Consider the following 17,792-nt stretch of genomic DNA (forward strand, 5'->3'; position numbering starts at 1 on the left):
TTTTATTCATTCTTCATAAACAAAATGCCTTGCTTTCGAGTAAGGCATTTTCTGTGATCACGATTAAATTTTCACCAATCGTTATTTAATTCCTCATCAATTCATCAATCTTGTTATTGACTTGTTACTTTAATGTTTTATTTTGGATTCGTATGCAAAATGGATATGAATTGCTCAACTAGTTTATAAAAACATAAAAAGTTGTGTGACTTGCCGACGAATGCCAATGGCAGGTCATACCAGAAACAAGGAAGAACGATGAAGAAAGTAATCCTTACTTCACTTACCGCACTAGGGCTTGCATTTAGCAGTATGAATACGTTTGCAACCAGTGTTATTCGTCTTGCTCATGACAGTCAAGAAACCTCTCCCGTACACAAAGCAATGCTCTATTTCGAACAAGAAGTGGAAGCTCGCTCAAACGGTGAGATAGAAGTTGAAATCTATCCGGCGAGACAACTAGGCGATGTGCGTGAGACGACTGAACTCGTACAGCAAGGCAACTTACAAATGACGTTTGGTGCGTCAGTTTTACTCTCTCCCTACGTCCCAGAGTTTAACGTGCTCGACGTGTTCTACCTTTTTGATAGCGAAGAGCAAGCACACAAAGCGCTCGACAGTGAGAAGATCGGACAACCATTGTTGAATGCTATGGAATCAAAAGGCTTTCATGGACTTGGCTTTATGGAGGTCGGCTTTCGTAGCGTGACCAACAACAAACAGCCAATTGATAGTATTGAGGACCTGAAAGGGCTAAAGATTCGCTCGGCATCTAACCCCACTCAAATAAGCGCGTGGAAATCTATTGGTACTGCGCCAACACCTCTGTCTTGGGGAGAAATTTTCACCTCGTTACAACAAGGCCTGATTAACGCTCAAGAAAGTGCTATCTACTCTATTTATGCCGAACGTTTTTACGAGGCACAAAAGTACCTCTCTTTAACTAACCATATATACACCAACTACGTGTTGTTCATGAACAAATCGTTTTGGGATTCACTGCCGGCCGCACAACAAGCGCTGATCAGTGAAGTAAGCAAAGAAACCATCGCAAAACAGCGTGAGCTCGCCGCTAAGCAAAACCAAGAAGTAATCAAAGAGCTCGAAGCAAAAGGCATGACGGTTAACATCGTCCCAGACGAGGTACGCAGCATCATGAAAGAAAAAATGAATGCAGCCGTGTACCAAGATCTGCGTAGCAAGACAGGTGAAGACTTGTTTGACAACGTGATTGCCGAGATAGAACGCCTATAACTCCCACTCTTTTGCACGATCTGGCAACAGGTCGTGCTTTCTCGTTTTGGAGGTGAACATGAAGTGGTTTCGCTTACTAGACAAATACCTAGAACCTACCCTTATCGTTATCGCGATCTCGACGATGACAACTTTACTGTGCTTGCAAATCGCACTACGCCTATTTGACGCAACGATCGCGTGGGCTGAAGAGCTGGCACGTTATTTATTCGTATGGGCGATGTACCTGAGCATCAGCTATTGTATCCGAGATGATCGACACATCCGCATTCGTGTGTTCATCGATAAACTTCCGGGCAATTGGACGCAATTCAGTTTGATTGTTTCTGATCTTATCTACCTTGCCTTTAGTGCCACTGTCGCCTGGTTTGGATTTAAGGTGATCAATCGCAGCCTGCAACTCGGTCAGATTGCACCCGCAATGGAAATTCCTATTGCGTGTTTGTATGCCTCTGTTTTAGTTTGCGCACTATTAAGCTGCGCGCGCCTAGTGACAAGCATTTATCAACGTGTGAACGCGTGCTCCACCAGCAATGAACGAGTTCGCTTTTCTCGCCAACGCTATCGCCATATCAAAGCAAAGTACCGTACTTCTAACCGACTATTGGAGTTTAACGCATGACGTCTGCACTTTTGTTTGGCAGCTTTGGTCTGCTTCTGCTCATTGGCGTTCCGGTCGGTATTGCTCTGGCGGCAGCCAGTATGGTCGCGATACTCAGTCTGCCGTTTCTTAACATTGAGTTTTTAGTCCAAGGAATGGTAACAGGGCTCGACTCCTTCCCTCTCCTCGCCGTCGTTCTATTTACCTTGGCAGGTAACCTTATGAGCCAAGGAGGGATCTCAAAACGATTATTACACGTGGCGGAGGTCTTCTTTGGCCACTTTACTGGTGGGCTTGGCATCGTCGCCATTGTGGCGTGCATGTTCTTCGCTTCCATCTCTGGTACGGGGTCTGCCACTGTTGCCGCTATCGGCTTGACGATGATTCCTTCGATGGTGAAGAAAGGCTACGACCGCAGCTTTGCAGGTGCTTTAATCGCGTCCTCCGGCGGAATTGGCGTCATTATTCCACCCTCTGTGGTGATGATCGTCTACGCGATCACAGCTGAAGTCTCGGTCACCAAGATGTTCATGGCGGGCATCATTCCTGGCTTGGTCGTCGGTATGGTATTGATCGGCTATTGTCTAATTGTCTCAAAAATGCGGGGCTACACAGGTAACGAACGCAAAGCCACTTGGTCAGAGCGTCTTGATGCACTAAAAGAAGCCAGTTGGGCAATGCTACTACCCGTAATCATTCTCGGCGGTATCTATTCCGGTATCTTCACGCCTACCGAATCCGCAGCGATTGGCGTGCTCTATGGCTTATTCTTTGGCATGTTTGTTTATAAAGAGCTCAAACCAGCGCAAGTTGTGAAAATCATTCTAGAGTCGTCACTGTTAGTTGGCGCAGTGCTCGTCATTGTGGGTGCGTCCGTGACGTTTGGCCGCATATTGACCCTAGAACGTCTGCCGACTGAAATTGCTCAGTTCATTCTATCGATTACCGAAAACAAACTTCTGATACTGCTTTGCATCAATGTCCTGTTGTTGCTCGTCGGTACCTTTATGGAAACGCTGGCAGCGATTGTTATTCTCACACCAATTCTGTTACCCATTACGTCAGCACTCGGCATGGACCCCGTTCATTTTGGTATCGTGATGATCGTGAACTTAGCCATTGGCTTTGTTACGCCTCCTCTGGGTGCTAACCTGTTTATGGCAAGTCAGGTAGGAAAAGTACCGATAGAGTCGCTCTCTAAAGCCATCATGGGTTGGATTGGTGCAATGATAGTGGCCTTGATGTTGATTACCTTCATCCCTGCCATCTCGCTATCGTTACCTGCGCTTTTATCCTGATCGTTGCACTCATAGAGCGCTTATGACTGTTATAGCCACTAGATAAACACCTTTCTAGTGGCTTATTCTTTATCTACTTCCGATTTAATAAAAAAGCCCTTAAGCATTCGTATGCAAAAGGAAAATTTGAAAGATATAAGTATAATTGACACCAAAATAACTGAATATTAGCGATAAAGTCTATTTGGGTGCCTTGATCTGCATGATTATCAGTTTTGGCTTAATCATTTGTTTCCATTCAAACAGATAAAAATAAATTAAGCGATTAAAAACAATAAGATATTAGGAAATTCATACAAAAAACTTTGACCTCCTTTCTTATTAACACGTCTCGATAAGAGATAGCTTCCATCTCTCCTGTACTTTTTTAGTTTATTTTCCGCTCAATTGTTAAAAATCTGATCATCAGCACGCTATTTAAACAATTGAAAAACAATCCGTTGACAAAATGGCAACATGATATATTTTGAATACGTAATCAAAACATAATTATTCAATTACGGAGGTGATTTATGGCCATGGTTGGCTTCGATGAAAAGTGGCGTGATTTTCCCGACTACATTCTTGGTATCACAAAAGAGATTTGGGAAGACCGAGGTGTAAACACCTTAGAACACTACTACTCTCCCGACATTGTTGTGCGTACTCCACTCTCTATCGTTCAAGGAAACGAAGGGGTGATCAGTGCAACAATGGCGACACTGGCCGAGTTTCCCGATCGCACGCTATATGGCGAAGACGTCATTTGGTCAGGCACCCCGGAACAAGGCATGCTTTCTTCTCATCGAATCATCTCTACTGCAACACACAGTGGCAACGGCTTCTATGGGCAAGCCTCGAACCGCAAACTTCGTTTCCGTATCATCGCGGATTGCCACGCCATCAATAACCAAATCAATGACGAATGGTTGGTTCGCGATCAAGCCGATATCGCGAAACAACTGGGCATGACGTCAGAAGCATTTGCACGCCAACAAATCGAATTTGAAGGTGGCGTGGAATCAAGCCCATTTCCGTTCACACCTGAAGTCGACATTCCTGGACCTTATTTGGGCGTAGGCAACGACAACGAATATGGTCAGCGATACGAAGCAATTCTCAGAAGCCTTATGAATGCCGAGTTCTCTATAGTACCGAAAGAGTACGACCGCGCTTGCATCGGCGAATACAGTGGCGGTCAAACTGCCCTATCACACTCGGAAGTCGATCATTTTTGGATGGCACTTCGTGCGTCTTTCCCAAATGCTCAATTTACCGTTCACCATCGTATTGGCCGAGATGACGACATGATGTCACCACGCGCGGCAATTCGATGGTCTTTGCACGGTAAGCATGAGGGATACGGGATGTTTGGTAAGCCTTCAGGAAAAGAGGTTTACATCATGGGGATCAGCCACGCTGAGTTTGGCCCTTGGGGTCTTCGTCGCGAATTCACTTTGTTTGACGAGACCGCAATCTGGAAGCAAATCCTGCTACAACAAGGCTAACGGCTGACTAAACACTATTTATTAAAATCACAGACAGTAAGGAAGCAACATGTCACTCAACATCATCGAACAGTTCTACCAGAACTACTTCAAAGCCGCAGACATCGAGCAAAAACAGGCCGCTCTGCAAACTTTGAACCCTGACGTAAAATGGTGCGTGGCGCACCCTGTGAACGATCTTAATGGCCCAGATGCAACCCACGAATCTTTCCTCTCACCACTTGTGAATGCTTTGCCTGACGCCGAGCGCCGACCAATAATTGTGATGCACGGCGAATACGAAGGCCGCACTTGGTACAACTCTACCGGCTACTTTATCGGTACATTTGAACAACCACTGTTTGGCATCCCAGCAACAGGGAAAACACTCTACTTGCGTTACACCGAAATGGTGTGTGTGGAGAACGACCAAATCACCGAATCTTACATGATCCCAGACTTCATCGACGCGATGAATCAAGCAGGCTGCAACCCTCTTCGTAAAAGCTTAGGTCACGATGGCTTGGTTCCTTCTCCTGCGACTTCTGACGGTATTCAACAATCTGTTGTGTCTTTGGGAGAAAGTGAAAAGAGCGCCCAGCTGGTTGAAGATATGCTGTCTTGCTTGGGTCGTTTTGATGGTCAAGATCTTTTCTCGATGGATTTAGAAAACTACTGGCACAATGACTTCATGTGGTACGGCCCAGCAGGTATTGGCACGACGCGCGGTATCAAAGGTTTCCGTAACCAGCACCAAGCGCCATTTGTGTTTGCGTTCCCAGATCGAAGTGTCGATATTGAGGTCAATTTTTTGGCCAAAAATGACTACGTATCCACAGGTGGTTGGCCACATATGCATGGTACTCACACTGGTCACAGTGGCTGGCTCGGTCTTGCCCCAACCGGAAAACACATCGAACTTCGCGTTATGGACATTTGGCGACGCGAAGGAGATTTACTGAAAGAAAACTGGGTGGCGATCGACATCGTTCATATCCTGCTGCAACTTGGCTATGACGTGTTTGCACAAATGAAAGAACAGTTAGAAGGACCTAATTATGCATGAGTTTGGCGCACTTAACTGGAGCATCCTTGGGGGATACATCGCCCTCACGCTAGTACTGGGTGCAGTAATCGGAAAGCGAGTCACTTCGGCTAGCCAATTCGCCTTGGGTGATAAGAGCATCCCTTGGTGGGCGATCGGTATTTCTGTCGTTTGTACTTACGTGAGTGCCATGTCTTTCCTTGGCGGGCCAGCTTGGTCTTACAAAGAAGGCCTGTCGGTTATCGCGATTCACCTCAATTATCCGCTGGTGATCTTCTTCATCGTGGCTGTGTTTATGCCGTTTTTCTACAACAACGGTTTAACCTCTATCTACGAGTATCAAGAACGACGCTTCGGCAAGGCTTCACGACTGACTTTGTCGTTTATCTTCCTTATCAAACAAGCATTGAGCTCGGCAGCCGTACTCTACGCGACAGCAATGATTTTAGAGTTCATTACTGGTATCGACGTGATGTACTGCATCATGATCGTCACTGCAATTGCCCTTATCTACACCGTAATGGGCGGTATCGCGGCTGTCATTTGGACCGATGTGATTCAAGCAGTAATCTTATTTATTGGCGCATTCATCATCATTGAAGCCGTTTGGAATGGCATGCCTGCTCCAATGACGGAGGTCATGGCAGAACTCAAAGCGAAAGGAATGACCGATGCCCTACAGACAAGTTTTGACCTAAGCCAAGTAACGACTGTATGGGCCGGCGTTATCGCAATGACGATGTTCCACACCACCGTGTATGGCGGTAACCAGATGATGGTACAACGTTGTATGGCCGCGAAAAACATGGGCGATGCGAAAAAGGCAATGTTGATGATGGGTTACGTGGCCTTCTTTATTTACTTTGTCTTTATCTTGCTTGGCGTCCTGTTCAACGCTTATTACGACGGTAAAGAGTTTGAAAACGGCAACACCATCATTCTTCATTATGCGAGTGAATATGGAATGCCAGGCTTGATGGGCATCATTGCCGCTGCGATTCTGGCGGCAAGTATGTCGAGTCTCGATTCCGCATTTAACTCAATGGCGACCGTTTCTGTGGCTGACTTTTACAAACGCTTCTACAAGCAAAACGAGTCGGAAGAGCATTACTTAAAGGTATCGCGTTTCTTCACGGTGGCGTGGGCGATTTTGGTCATCATTCCAGCGATCATGTTTGCCACCAGCACAGGCTCGGTACTGGAAGTGCTGAGTAAGGCAGGCTCTTACTTTGTCGGTGCGAGCTTCTGTATGTTCGTCCTTGGTTTCTACTCAAAACACATTACGGAAAAAGGCTTGTTAATTGGCGTTGCTGCTAGCTTCTTGGTGATCTGGTATGTAGCCGTTGCGACCGATATTGCGTGGCCTTGGTATTGCGTGATTGGCGTCCTTGTGAATGCCGTTGTCGCTTACATTGCTAGCCTTCTCCTGACGGGTAAACAAGATGAAATGCATCTTTACACAGTGAAAGGCCAGCAAGCGGAATATGCTCGTCTAAATAAACCAATCAAGGAAGATGGTTGGTATGTCGTTCCCGGCAAAATCGATGCTCCATGTTATGGCTTACTAGTGATGTTTGTATTCTCGATCGTGATGCTTTGGGGGATCAACGCGTTTACCGACAACGCTCCTATGCTGATTAACTTTATGCGTGGCTGCTCTATTCTTGTCGCTACCGCTTGCATCGGATACATGGGGTATTCACTCCTCTCCCCGAAACGTAAAGTTGCAGTCAAACAAGCAAATTAATGTTCTTTACGTAGATACTGTACGTCCAACAAACGGACAGTATCTACGCTCTAGATCTAGTGCTAGCTCAAATCAAATCGAATGGGTTAACCCACATTTTGCTTTTTAACACTCCAAAGCCATTATTCTACTTAGGATACCCCGTCAGAACATTTATGAATACGTACCTATTTATGCTAGTCTTATGACCTCAATTACTGGCAACTAAGTTTTATTCATGAAATCAATTAAACACGTAGTCACATCAAAAGATGTGGCAAAGATGGCAGGCGTCTCTCAATCTACTGTATCGCGCGTGTTTGTTCCGGGTAGCTCAGTATCCGAAAAGACCAAGCAAAAAGTCTTTGAAGCGGCTAAAGCCCTTAACTACCGCCCTAACGCCTTTGCACGTAGCCTGACCACAAACGAATCGAAATTGATAGGTTTGGTGTTTCCTGATGCGGATTACCCTATCCATATGAAAACACTGCAGTTAATTTCCAGTGAGTTACAGAAAAAAGGTTATTCTGCCGTATTGATTCCATGGCAAGTGGATGAAGAAGAGGGCCACTCAATCCCAAATATCTTCCAGTATCGCGTCGATGGTGTCATTGCTGCTTCCGCAACCTTCAATAAGTCCCTTTATGAAGAATGTGAAGAGTTTAATATCCCAATTGTTCAATACGCACGAGTTGTTGAAGGTACTAGGAGTAGCTACGTTATCAGTGACAACTACGAAGCAGGCCAACAAGCCGCGCAACTTCTGCACAAAAGTGGCGTGAAGAACGCGGTTTATTTGACGGGAGAAGTGCCAACCTTTACGAATGACGAACGCCAAAGCGGCTTCTGCTCTGAATTTGAAGACCTAACCGGCAAGACGCCACGCATCATTGAAGCCAGCTATGACTACGCGAGCTCACTTGATAAAGTCCGTGCCATACTGGCAGACAAAAATCGGCCTGAAGCAGTGTTCTGTGCAACCGATAACCTTGCGATGGCGGTCATGGATATCGCTCGTATAGAATGCGGGTTGAGCATTCCTCAGGACTTACAAGTCATTGGCTTTGATAATATTCCTCAGACTGAATGGTTGAGCTATCAACTAACCACATTCCGCCAGGATTTCCGTCGCCTCGCTCGCGAGTGCGTGAAGATCATTGTTGATCAAATTAATACGAAAAACGGCAGCCTAGTAAAAATGATGGTGCCAGTGAAGTTAATCGAGCGACAGACAACAAAAGCTTAAATAGCTATAGCCAGCCATTCGGTTGGCTTTTTTATTTGCCTCTGACTCCCAAACGGCTCATTTAGTGTTGTAAGCATTAATGAACCCATGTATATTTATGAGCCATTACACTATATGAACCAAACAAAAAAAGGCTCATAATCCTTATGACCACGTATCTTTACACTCGTTATTCGCCAAAAAATCGAGCTTACCAAGAGCACCTTAATACTCTAAAAGCTTTTGCGCCCGAAGCTCAGCATTTTGAGGATAAGGTTCGTGGTTGCATGCCTCCAACCGAGAGAGAGGCATTCTTACAACTGCTCGATTCCGTCAGAGCTGGGGATACGATTGTGCTCTGGTGGCTGACCGCATTTGGTCGCGACTTTAGTCAAGCATTGAACACGATAAAAATGCTACTCGATAAAGGGGTAACATTGAAAACCGTATGTGAATCACTAACTTTTGAGCCAGGTTCTGTTCAAACTCAAACACTACTCACAGTGTTATCTGGATATGGGAAAGTGCAGACTGAACATCGCCTGTTTGCCGCAGAGCAAGGGCGACAGGCCATTAAAGAGCAGCCAGAATTATGGAAACAGAAGTTTCGCGGCCGCCCCGCAAACAAAACCAAACACCAACAGATCGCAACATTGCTGCTAGAAGGCTACACATTGCAAAACGTAGCAGAGCAATGCGAAGTCAGTCTATCCACTGTGAAGCGGGTCAAAGCAAAGCTAAATGGAGTGGATGACGAAGGCGGCTTAAGCTCACGACGCCAAAAAGGTTGTTTGAATGGAGACCAGTCATGAGTCGCCCAATCAACTTTCATACTATAATACTCGCCTGTCTTGTTATTAGCGTTGGCCAGTTGAGCATGGGGCTAGTTATGCCCTCTTTGCCATGGATAGCAAAAGACTTTTCCATCTCCCTCGACCAAGCTCAACTACTTGTGAGTATTTATTTGCTCGGCTTTGGCCCCTCTCAATTTATATACGGGCCAGTGTCAGATGCTTTAGGACGAAAAAGAGTATTACTTACCGGTTTACTCATCGCGATGTCTGGTCTGCTGATGATTATTTTCTTCAGTGACACATTTACAGGGATGGTGATGGGGCGCTTTTTACAAGGGTTAGGTACAGGATGCTGCGCGGTACTCGCTAGGGCGTCGACTCGAGATAGATTTAGCGGGGATGAACTCCCTGTGGCAATGTCTTACATCGCCATGGCGGCTTCAATCACGCCACTTATTGCACCTGTAATTGGCGGCTTTATCAACTTCCACTTCGGTTGGAGTATGGTGTTTATTTCTCTATTGGGCTATGTCTCGCTGGCCTGGGTAATCATCGCCTTTAAGTTCACAGAAACCATCACAAAACGTTCTGTCATTCCGTCACCCCGAAAAATGTTACTCCAATACAAGAGCTTACTTACGTCTCGTTACTTTATGAGTTTCGCCAGTATCAGTTGGTTAAACTTCAGCTTAATGATTACGACAGTCTCTGTGATGCCATTTATCATGCAAGATCAAATTGGCATGACCTCCGCTCAATACGCGATGTGGGCGCTCATTCCCGCTTTGGGTATGTTATGTGGTACCACGATTTGTAACCGAGTAAGGCCAATTATTGGCAATAAAAAAATGCTGCTCTGCACCCCATTTCTTCACCTCGCTGCCGCAATATGGTTATTTTTCTGTCCTGTTGAGCCTCTATTTCTGATGCTAGGACAGCTATTAATGATCTTGGGTAATGGTATTGCCCTACCTTGTGCACAAGCGATGGTAATGCAACCTTATAAAAAGCAAGCAGGTGCCGCAGCGGCAATGTCTGGTGGTGGACAAATGGTCGTCTCCTCATTGGTCAGCTTAACTCTGGTGCAGCTTGGATTGAGTCAAGCATGGCATCTAGCGATCGTTATCGTAATATTTGCATCGCTTACCTTCACCAACATTCAACGTGGCTTCAGTGCAGAGCAACCTTCAGAACGATAACAAAAAACATACTATTGTCCTTATAGTTACGACAAATCGTATAAACTTAAATTTAGGAAAAGTTGGTGGATACTAACATGATGTTGCATTTAAGAATGGGCGCCTTAACACTCGCCACATTGATATCCGCTGGCACTGATGCGAGCGCCAACGAGAACTGGCAGTTCGAGAGTGACAAGAATGGAATCACAATTTACTCCCGAGAACATAGTGACGGTTTAGTTGAGATCCGTGCCCGGATGTTCACACCCACCAGCTATGGTGCATTTTTAACGCTACTGGAAGACAGTGACAATATCCCGAACTGGATTGACAATGCCAGTCATAGCCGGGTTTTAAATCAAATATCGGCCACCGAGAACATCGTTTACACCCAGTTTAAAGCACCATGGCCTGCCAAAAATCGGGATATGGTCACCTACTCAAAGTACTGGGTCGATGAGCTGGGATTCACGATAGAAATCAAAAGCGCACCTGACTCATATATTGCTGAACAAAATGGTTATGTTCGAATTCGCTCGGTTGATGCGACTTGGGAGTTACAAAAACTCACAAACGATACAACACTCGTGGAATACAAGGCGTTTGCTGACCCCGGAGGTCTATTGCCAAACTGGCTGATCAACAAACTTTCAAAAGAAAGTGCATGGGCGACATTTAGTAACTTAAGAAAAGAGTTACCTGAATATCAGCAATACTCTCATCCTCAAATAGATGAGTAAGCGTCGCTCTTCCCACTCGCTTTTTAATGCGGTACATAATAACAAAAGGCGGCATATGCCGCCTTTTTCTACGCAATGTGTTACTGCTGTGCAACCGTTACAGGTTTAGTTGCACCGCGGTAATCAAACTCAAAACCAATACCTTGGTCTGTCACGTCCATCGTCATACCACCAACAAGCTCGCCTTGTAAGCTTTTGACAACATCATCCGGAACCGGCTCCCCTGTGATTGACGACGCACTCTCTAGCACTTCCAAAATACGCTCTGAATCAAAATCAAAGCTGAACAAGCCATTTGGAGAAAGTGATTGCGCCATCACTTCTTTGCTTGCTTCCGCAGCACTATCACCACTGTAAAGGGTGAAATGGTTTTCGTTTAGACGAGCAAACACGTCCACCTTCATGCCAGTATGCATTTCTAATAGCTCACTGACATTAACAGGTTGGTTATCCGGTTGAATTTGCAATTGAGCAAGTTCAGGAACGAACATTTGCGCAGTTTGAATAAGCATCATTGGATCATTGGCAGAAAGAGACAACATACCATCTAGCTGGCTAAATACTTCACCATGCTGAGCATTAGTATCTACTTTGATATCAAACATTTGCAGGCTTAACCCTTTAAGGCCGTTAACCATGCCTGACCCCATGCTTACAGCGGCTGCTGGATTCTGGCCGCCCATCTCTTGCTGCATTTGTGTCAATAAAGAGCATTGGTATTGAGGCTGGGTCAAGTCAGCCCAAATCTGACCAATCGATGGCGCTAGCGTATTAATGTCTAAACCAAGCGCCATACTAAAGAAACTCTTATCACTTTTAGACTCTGCCAATACACCACGAATCGACTTGAGCGCATCTAGAATCACTTTATTGTTGGACTCAACAACAAAAGAACCTTTAATGAACGCCTGATCGCCTTTCATCTTGTATTCTGCAAACGCGACGGACTGAGGCCAGTTTTCTGCAACTTGAGTAAGCTCAGTATGGCAGGCTGGTGAACGCATTTCCTCAATCGTTGGTTCAGGATCTATTGCATCCAACGTGCTGATTTGACGAGCAAACATATTGCCATCTTTCGTCGTCAAACCTTTAATCACTTCGCGATGATCAAAGTAACCAAAAGAGTTGTTGTTTTCACCGTATTTGGCTTGCAACGCCTCAAGACGTCCACTGTCAGCAATATTTTGACTTGGTGCTTCAAGCCCTAATGCCATTTTAATCGGGTTTTGAACGCCCAGTTGCGGAACATCAACCGTTAACGTAAGCACGTTATCAACCACGGCTACAACCAAGCCAATACCGTCCTGCGGGTCAATTGAATCAGTCATCTCGTAACGACGATACTCGACGTCACCAAGCTTAACCAACTCATGCTTAGCGCCGCTCATCTGCTCTTCATGATCCAGTGTTTTCCATAACGCGGCAGGGTCTTCAATATCCACTTTGTACACGGGTACCATACCAATTGTGTACAACACAGGATTAATGTTTTCCCCGGTGCCCAAATAAGCTTTTAATGTTTCTGGCGACGCAGCACTCTCTAGGTATCCATCGAATAAGTTAACTGCAAACTGCTGTTGTGGAGACAGTGGTTCATCGGCAAAAAGTTCTGCAATCGAGCCTTGATTCGCCGTACCGAATGCGTTCATGTATTTATAATGGTTAAAAGGTTCTGTCTGATACGTCACCATAAGTGAATCTGCAGGAACTTGCGTTAACAGTGAGCCTGCATCACTCGCGGTAGTATTGTTTTGGTACAGGTAGCCAGCGCCCCCTGCTGCTGCGACCACTGCTGTAGCCAATAGTAGTTTTTTCACGACCAACTCCGTTGTCATAGTTATGTGTTCCTAAACGAAATGTAACGCTTAGGTTTAAAGCCAATGAATAGTGCTTTATATCAACCGCTATCATAAACAAGTTATCGATGTAATGAATGTCGGTTTGATAAATTATCCAACATTTATAAGGCAAACCGTGAAGTAAGTTGAATTGCGTGCGGATGCTATTGGCAATATTCACAATCCAATTTCTCGGATAACCGCCTTAAAAATCATAATATTCAGTTAAATGAAGCGATTTGGAGTAATTACGACCAAAATCAGCAGAATATTAAATCTTTATTGAGTCTTTTATCTAATATCTGAAAACGCCTCACGACCTGACACTTCTTTCCAATTTGCCTCTGGCGGTCCCTACTCGTTTTCCTTACATTCCTACTAACTCAGTGACGAGACGTATACCAAATACGAGCAATAGAAGACGATGAAAGACCAGTTGACGATCTCTATATCAACTATCAATGGCTCAAGACATTGGTACTTCAGTAAAAGGATGCAACGCAACATAAAAACGTTTTTCGTTTTTTTTGTGGTTGCTCTGGCCGCGACCGTAATCTTAATTCATCACTTGTACACTCGCGTTGATAATGCAGCGTTAAAACAAGCTGAATTGACAGAGCATTCACGCACCATGGGTGAAGAGCTCAGCACACTGAAAACACTTAAATCAGAGCTAGAAAATGACCTTTCAGAACGTGAAGAACGGGTACAACTTGTTTCGGAACGTTTGGGTGAATTAGAGAAAGTGCTTGGGGTTGGAGAACATACCTCGACAAATAACTTGGATGCTAGGCTCGATGCAGCAGCGATAACCTCAAACGTTCGCATGGTGTTATTAAACCAAATACCAAGTGGCTCTCCAGTCGGCAACGTACGACTATCTTCCGGATTCGGTAAGCGTATCCATCCGGTGACAAAAGTTGCCAAGATGCATCGTGGGCTCGATTTTGCCGTAAATATCGGCACCAAAATTTATGCCCCTGCCGATGGGGTAGTGGAAGTCACCCGCCGCAGTAATAAAGGCTCTGGTAACTTCCTCAGGCTGCAACATTCTTTCGGTTTTTCGAGTTCTTATTCGCACTTGAAAGCGTTCAAAGTAAAAAGTGGTCAGTTCGTCAAAAAAGGGCAGCTGATTGCAATTTCCGGCAACAGTGGGCTCTCTTCTGGCCCTCACCTGCATTACGAGGTGCGATTTGTTGGGCGAGCACTGAATCCGAAACCATTTGTCGATTGGAGCCTTAATGATTTCGAAGACATTTTTACTAAGGAGCGAAGAATACGATGGGAATCTTTAATCAAAACAGTGGAACAACGAGTAGCTCAGCAGCTTCAACTCTCATCGCCAAAGGCTGTTCTCTTAGCGGAGAACTCAAAGTAGAAAACGATGTCCAGATTGATGGCATCGTCGATGGTCAAATTAACGTGGAAGGCACTCTCGTTGTCGCAGAAAGCGGGCGAGTAAACGGTGAAATCTACGCTAAACAGCTGATCATTAACGGCATGATGGACGGAAACTGTCACGCAGAACACATTCAAGTGCTTGCCAAGGGACGCGTAAGCGGTAGGATCTGGAGCAATAACCTCAGCATTGAACCTGGTGGCAAATTCTTTGGTGAAGCAGCCGAATTACCTGAAAAGGAAGTGGTAACGTTAAAGGGTAAGGCTCAAGACAGTGCGAACACAAAAGAAAACAACACCAACAATGAAAAGCGACTTGCGCGTAAATCAGCATAAAACGCTCTGATTAAAGTGCTTAAAAAAGACGGCTTTCACGCCGTCTTTTTTATTACTATTGCCACGATTTTCGTCAGAAACTACGTGATTATTCGGCCGGATTTAAAACCATCACCGAGCGTTTTGCTTGTGGACCAAAAGCTGATTTTGCATGCGCTTTCACTTCATCTAACGTCACACTCTTAGCCACTTTCTCAACGTCAAGCAACACATCGACGCCGTAATCATGCACCAAATAACGAGTATATGCCCATGATCTCTGTGCTGGGTTGTCATCCAATCCTTGCATCGCGACTGCCAGTTGTTTCGCGGCCGTATCCACTTCTTTTTGGGTAATATTTGACGCTAAACCATCAAACACTTTGCCTAGTTTACTCTCTAAAAGTGCCACGTCTTCGGGCTCAACTTGAGACTCCAAGAGCCAATCAGAGATGGGTTCGCGATCTTGTGTCATGGTGTAAATGCTCGGGCTGTAATCAAGGCTAGACTCTTCTCGCACAATATCCAAAACACGTGCATTACTAATACGTTGCAAAATATCTTCGATAACCGTGTCTCTTGCCGTACGTTGGTAATCGCTCGTATTAGTCAAACGCATTACATACAACGATGAAGGTTCATGCCCATCCGCAACCACAGTTCGCTCCGGCACTTCCGGGTTAAACGCAACGTGATAATCAATCGAACGACTCGGTTTCATTTCGATAGAGGCCACATATTTACGCAAAAGTGGTGTAATTTCTTCCGGCTCTACGTTTGCAACAATAACCATCTTAAAACCATCATTGGTTTTGAAAAGTTGCTCATGCACCGCTAGTATCTGCTCGGAAGTCACTTGTTCAACATCATCACTGGACACTATACGATGACGACTACCCGGCAAATAAGAATTGCCGTTTGCTTTTTGAATCAGTTTTCCCATCGGTGATTCAAAAAAAGCGCCGCTCTGCTGTTTAAACTCTTGCTTCGCTGCTGCCATCTGGCGCTCGTCGACTTTAATCTCCGTCGCTAGGTTGTATAGTCCATTCAAAGCATCAGTTAGGTGCGTATTTTGCGCCGTAATTTGCGCTCCGTGACTGGTCGCATCAAGCATCGCGCCAAGCGCAATGTTGTTTTTGCGTAAGTAGCTATCTAGCTCTGAACCAGAAAATGCCCCTAACCCACTGCGTATTGCCGTTGTTGCTGCGATTTCATAAGCGGCATACAACGTCGGATCAACAGCGGCTTTACCACCTTGGCTCGCATAGTAAATATACGCTCGACCACCCGCTTTAGTATCTTTTTGGAACCACACTTCGACACCGTTTGATAGCGTATAGACTTGAAAACCACCCGCTTCCTGACGCATGCTCGTGATGCTGCCTTCCTGGGTAGGCTTTAAGAATCCATCCACTTTGTCATACATCTCTAACGGTTTTTCGCCAGTTTGAAGATAGGCACTGTTTAGAGCGGCAAATACACCATTGAACTGTTCTGACGTTTCGCTTTTCCCCAAACCAATAAAAAAGCTTGGCTGCTGAGATAACAAAGCCGCCAATTGTGTGTTAATGCTCTCTAAATTCTCGTTGTTGATGAATTCTGCCAAACTCTGGGCATAATTCTCTTTTGATTGGCTGACACTGTCTTGTCCAATTTGAAAAACACGTGCTTCTGCGTAACTGTTTGGCTTACGCTGACTCCAATCTGAATCAATATTTGCAAGTTCACCTTGCCAATTTGACATAACGCTATCTAACTCGGATTGAGTCGCACCATAATCTCTCAACGACGCCAAGGTACGAATGAAAGTCTGGTGCATTTGTTCGCGGCGATCTGGTGCAAACGAAATCCCTGCCGACATCATACGCTGATAGTTAGAGTAATAGGGCTCTGCATAAGCGTATTGAAAAGGTTCAGCGGCATCACTGAGTACACGGATCAAACGCTGTTGAATGAGTTGTGTTGCGACTTCATCACGCCACACTTCATGTTGTTGCTCAATCGTCGTGCCGCCACTTAGACCACGCTCAATCACTAAATGAAGACTGGGTGATTCCATCGTGTTACTTGGCAAGATTCTGTTTTCGTTGTTCACTCGGATACGGCGCTTCTCTATTACCGTATCCGAGGTACTTTCCCAGTTCGAGAACTTGCTTTTGATAATCTTGGACAGTGAATCTACGTCGATATTACCAGTCACAATCAACTCGGCATTTTGTGGCTGGTACCATTTGTCGTAAAACGCCTTTAACTTACTTGAGGAAGCATTTTGAATCGCTTCGCGAGTACCAATTGGGTCATGCTCACCATATATAGTGCCTTCAATCGAGGCTTGGTAAGCATGCATAGAAAAGGACTTATCATCCGGATTAGCACGTCGCCATTCACCGAGAATCACCCCTTTTTCTTTCTCTACTTGCTCAGGAGCAAACTCAAGCCCGTTACCGATATCTCTCATCCACTTCAGGGCATCTTCTAGCTTCGTATTATTCGCAAGGTCAAGTTGGTAAGACGTTTGCTGATAACTGGTAAAAGCGTTGATATCAGCGCCAAAGCTACCACCAGATTGCTCGAAAAGTTTGACAACGTCGTTACCGGTAAAATGCTCACTACCATTAAACGCCATATGCTCAACAAAGTGAGCGTAACCCTTTTGAGAGGATGTTTCTTGGAATGAGCCGATATTCATCACCAAACGGACCGAGACTTCTTGGTCTTCTGTTGGATAAAGATGGTATTTCATACCGTTCGATAACTGGTCCACGTGCCAGTTGGCGTCAGGTTGAATCGGCGTCGACTGTTGTATCAGAGCACACCCTGACACTAATAACGCGGGGACTAACAATATACTGCGCATAACGATTGCCCATAACAATGATTAAGCTAATCAATATATATCCGGTGCTATAAC

Annotated in this window: 14 protein-coding genes; 12 read left to right on the top strand and 2 right to left on the bottom strand. The window is 45.2% G+C overall.

Translation table 11 applies throughout. From position 1 onward, the window contains the following. Positions 1–258 precede the first annotated feature (258 nt). The 10 genes from R7Z10_RS02050 (at position 259) to R7Z10_RS02095 (ending at position 11,330) form a co-directional block, all read left to right on the top strand. Positions 259–1,254: a TRAP transporter substrate-binding protein gene (locus R7Z10_RS02050; RefSeq protein ID WP_213867924.1), complete on the top strand. Its 996-nt coding sequence runs from the start codon at positions 259–261 to the stop codon at positions 1,252–1,254. A gap of 58 nt (positions 1,255–1,312) precedes the next feature. Further along, entirely contained in the window at positions 1,313–1,876 is a 564-nt protein-coding gene (locus R7Z10_RS02055) for a TRAP transporter small permease (protein WP_025768663.1), read from the top strand. Next, complete coding sequence (locus R7Z10_RS02060) at positions 1,873–3,153, top strand: TRAP transporter large permease (protein ID WP_033906641.1); 1,281 nt, start codon at positions 1,873–1,875, stop codon at positions 3,151–3,153. The genes R7Z10_RS02055 and R7Z10_RS02060 overlap by 4 nt, the downstream gene beginning before the upstream one ends. Before the next feature lie 512 nt (positions 3,154–3,665). Continuing rightward, positions 3,666–4,640, top strand: a complete 975-nt coding sequence (locus R7Z10_RS02065; protein ID WP_213966407.1) for an ester cyclase — start codon at positions 3,666–3,668, stop codon at positions 4,638–4,640. A 49-nt stretch (positions 4,641–4,689) separates the two neighbouring features. After that, on the top strand, positions 4,690–5,685 hold the full coding sequence (locus R7Z10_RS02070) for an ester cyclase (RefSeq protein ID WP_318103800.1): 996 nt from the start codon (positions 4,690–4,692) through the stop codon (positions 5,683–5,685). After that, complete coding sequence (locus R7Z10_RS02075; RefSeq protein WP_005374733.1) at positions 5,678–7,411, top strand: sodium/solute symporter; 1,734 nt, start codon at positions 5,678–5,680, stop codon at positions 7,409–7,411. The genes R7Z10_RS02070 and R7Z10_RS02075 overlap by 8 nt, the downstream gene beginning before the upstream one ends. 217 nt (positions 7,412–7,628) lie before the next feature. Further along, entirely contained in the window at positions 7,629–8,636 is a 1,008-nt protein-coding gene (locus R7Z10_RS02080) for a LacI family DNA-binding transcriptional regulator (protein ID WP_005374731.1), read from the top strand. A gap of 146 nt (positions 8,637–8,782) precedes the next feature. Further along, positions 8,783–9,427, top strand: coding sequence for a recombinase family protein (locus R7Z10_RS02085; RefSeq protein ID WP_318103802.1), 645 nt, complete (start codon positions 8,783–8,785; stop codon positions 9,425–9,427). Then, positions 9,424–10,608: a multidrug effflux MFS transporter gene (locus tag R7Z10_RS02090; RefSeq protein ID WP_318103804.1), complete on the top strand. Its 1,185-nt coding sequence runs from the start codon at positions 9,424–9,426 to the stop codon at positions 10,606–10,608. The genes R7Z10_RS02085 and R7Z10_RS02090 overlap by 4 nt, the downstream gene beginning before the upstream one ends. A 77-nt stretch (positions 10,609–10,685) precedes the next feature. Next, positions 10,686–11,330 carry an START domain-containing protein gene (locus R7Z10_RS02095; RefSeq protein WP_170889931.1) on the top strand — a complete coding sequence of 215 codons (645 nt, stop codon included), beginning with the start codon at positions 10,686–10,688 and terminating at the stop codon, positions 11,328–11,330. 80 nt (positions 11,331–11,410) lie between these two features. Here the strand turns inward: R7Z10_RS02095 and R7Z10_RS02100 are convergent, their stop codons facing one another. Then, positions 11,411–13,165: a hypothetical protein gene (locus tag R7Z10_RS02100; RefSeq protein WP_258479639.1), complete on the bottom strand. Its 1,755-nt coding sequence runs from the start codon at positions 13,163–13,165 to the stop codon at positions 11,411–11,413. A 427-nt stretch (positions 13,166–13,592) separates the two neighbouring features. On the opposite strand from R7Z10_RS02100, the gene R7Z10_RS02105 reads away from it, so the two are divergent. Then, positions 13,593–14,546 (top strand): M23 family metallopeptidase, encoded by a 954-nt coding sequence (locus R7Z10_RS02105; RefSeq protein WP_005374721.1) that lies wholly within the window; start codon positions 13,593–13,595, stop codon positions 14,544–14,546. After that, a complete protein-coding gene (locus R7Z10_RS02110) occupies positions 14,450–14,902 on the top strand; it encodes a polymer-forming cytoskeletal protein (protein ID WP_080659230.1) in 453 nt (150 codons plus the stop codon). Before R7Z10_RS02105 ends, R7Z10_RS02110 begins: the two co-directional genes overlap by 97 nt. A gap of 88 nt (positions 14,903–14,990) precedes the next feature. Here the strand turns inward: R7Z10_RS02110 and R7Z10_RS02115 are convergent, their stop codons facing one another. Continuing rightward, complete coding sequence (locus tag R7Z10_RS02115) at positions 14,991–17,738, bottom strand: insulinase family protein (RefSeq protein ID WP_318103805.1); 2,748 nt, start codon at positions 17,736–17,738, stop codon at positions 14,991–14,993. Between the last annotated feature and the right edge of the window lie 54 nt (positions 17,739–17,792).

The sequence above is a fragment of the Vibrio sp. Vb1018 genome, from assembly GCF_033338775.1.
Taxonomy (GTDB): domain Bacteria; phylum Pseudomonadota; class Gammaproteobacteria; order Enterobacterales; family Vibrionaceae; genus Vibrio; species Vibrio alginolyticus.

Bases quoted from the DNA above. Each gene is read 5' to 3' on its own strand.
- R7Z10_RS02055 (WP_025768663.1), top strand. From the start codon at position 1,313: ATGAAGTGGTTTCGCTTACTAGACAAATACCTAGAACCTACCCTTATC.
- R7Z10_RS02105 (WP_005374721.1), top strand. From the start codon at position 13,593: ATGAAAGACCAGTTGACGATCTCTATATCAACTATCAATGGCTCAAGA.
- R7Z10_RS02080 (WP_005374731.1), top strand. From the start codon at position 7,629: ATGAAATCAATTAAACACGTAGTCACATCAAAAGATGTGGCAAAGATG.
- R7Z10_RS02065 (WP_213966407.1), top strand. From the start codon at position 3,666: ATGGCCATGGTTGGCTTCGATGAAAAGTGGCGTGATTTTCCCGACTAC.
- R7Z10_RS02090 (WP_318103804.1), top strand. From the start codon at position 9,424: ATGAGTCGCCCAATCAACTTTCATACTATAATACTCGCCTGTCTTGTT.
- R7Z10_RS02050 (WP_213867924.1), top strand. From the start codon at position 259: ATGAAGAAAGTAATCCTTACTTCACTTACCGCACTAGGGCTTGCATTT.
- R7Z10_RS02110 (WP_080659230.1), top strand. From the start codon at position 14,450: ATGGGAATCTTTAATCAAAACAGTGGAACAACGAGTAGCTCAGCAGCT.
- R7Z10_RS02075 (WP_005374733.1), top strand. From the start codon at position 5,678: ATGCATGAGTTTGGCGCACTTAACTGGAGCATCCTTGGGGGATACATC.
- R7Z10_RS02060 (WP_033906641.1), top strand. From the start codon at position 1,873: ATGACGTCTGCACTTTTGTTTGGCAGCTTTGGTCTGCTTCTGCTCATT.
- R7Z10_RS02085 (WP_318103802.1), top strand. From the start codon at position 8,783: ATGACCACGTATCTTTACACTCGTTATTCGCCAAAAAATCGAGCTTAC.
- R7Z10_RS02070 (WP_318103800.1), top strand. From the start codon at position 4,690: ATGTCACTCAACATCATCGAACAGTTCTACCAGAACTACTTCAAAGCC.
- R7Z10_RS02100 (WP_258479639.1), bottom strand. From the start codon at position 13,165: ATGACAACGGAGTTGGTCGTGAAAAAACTACTATTGGCTACAGCAGTG.
- R7Z10_RS02095 (WP_170889931.1), top strand. From the start codon at position 10,686: ATGATGTTGCATTTAAGAATGGGCGCCTTAACACTCGCCACATTGATA.
- R7Z10_RS02115 (WP_318103805.1), bottom strand. From the start codon at position 17,738: ATGCGCAGTATATTGTTAGTCCCCGCGTTATTAGTGTCAGGGTGTGCT.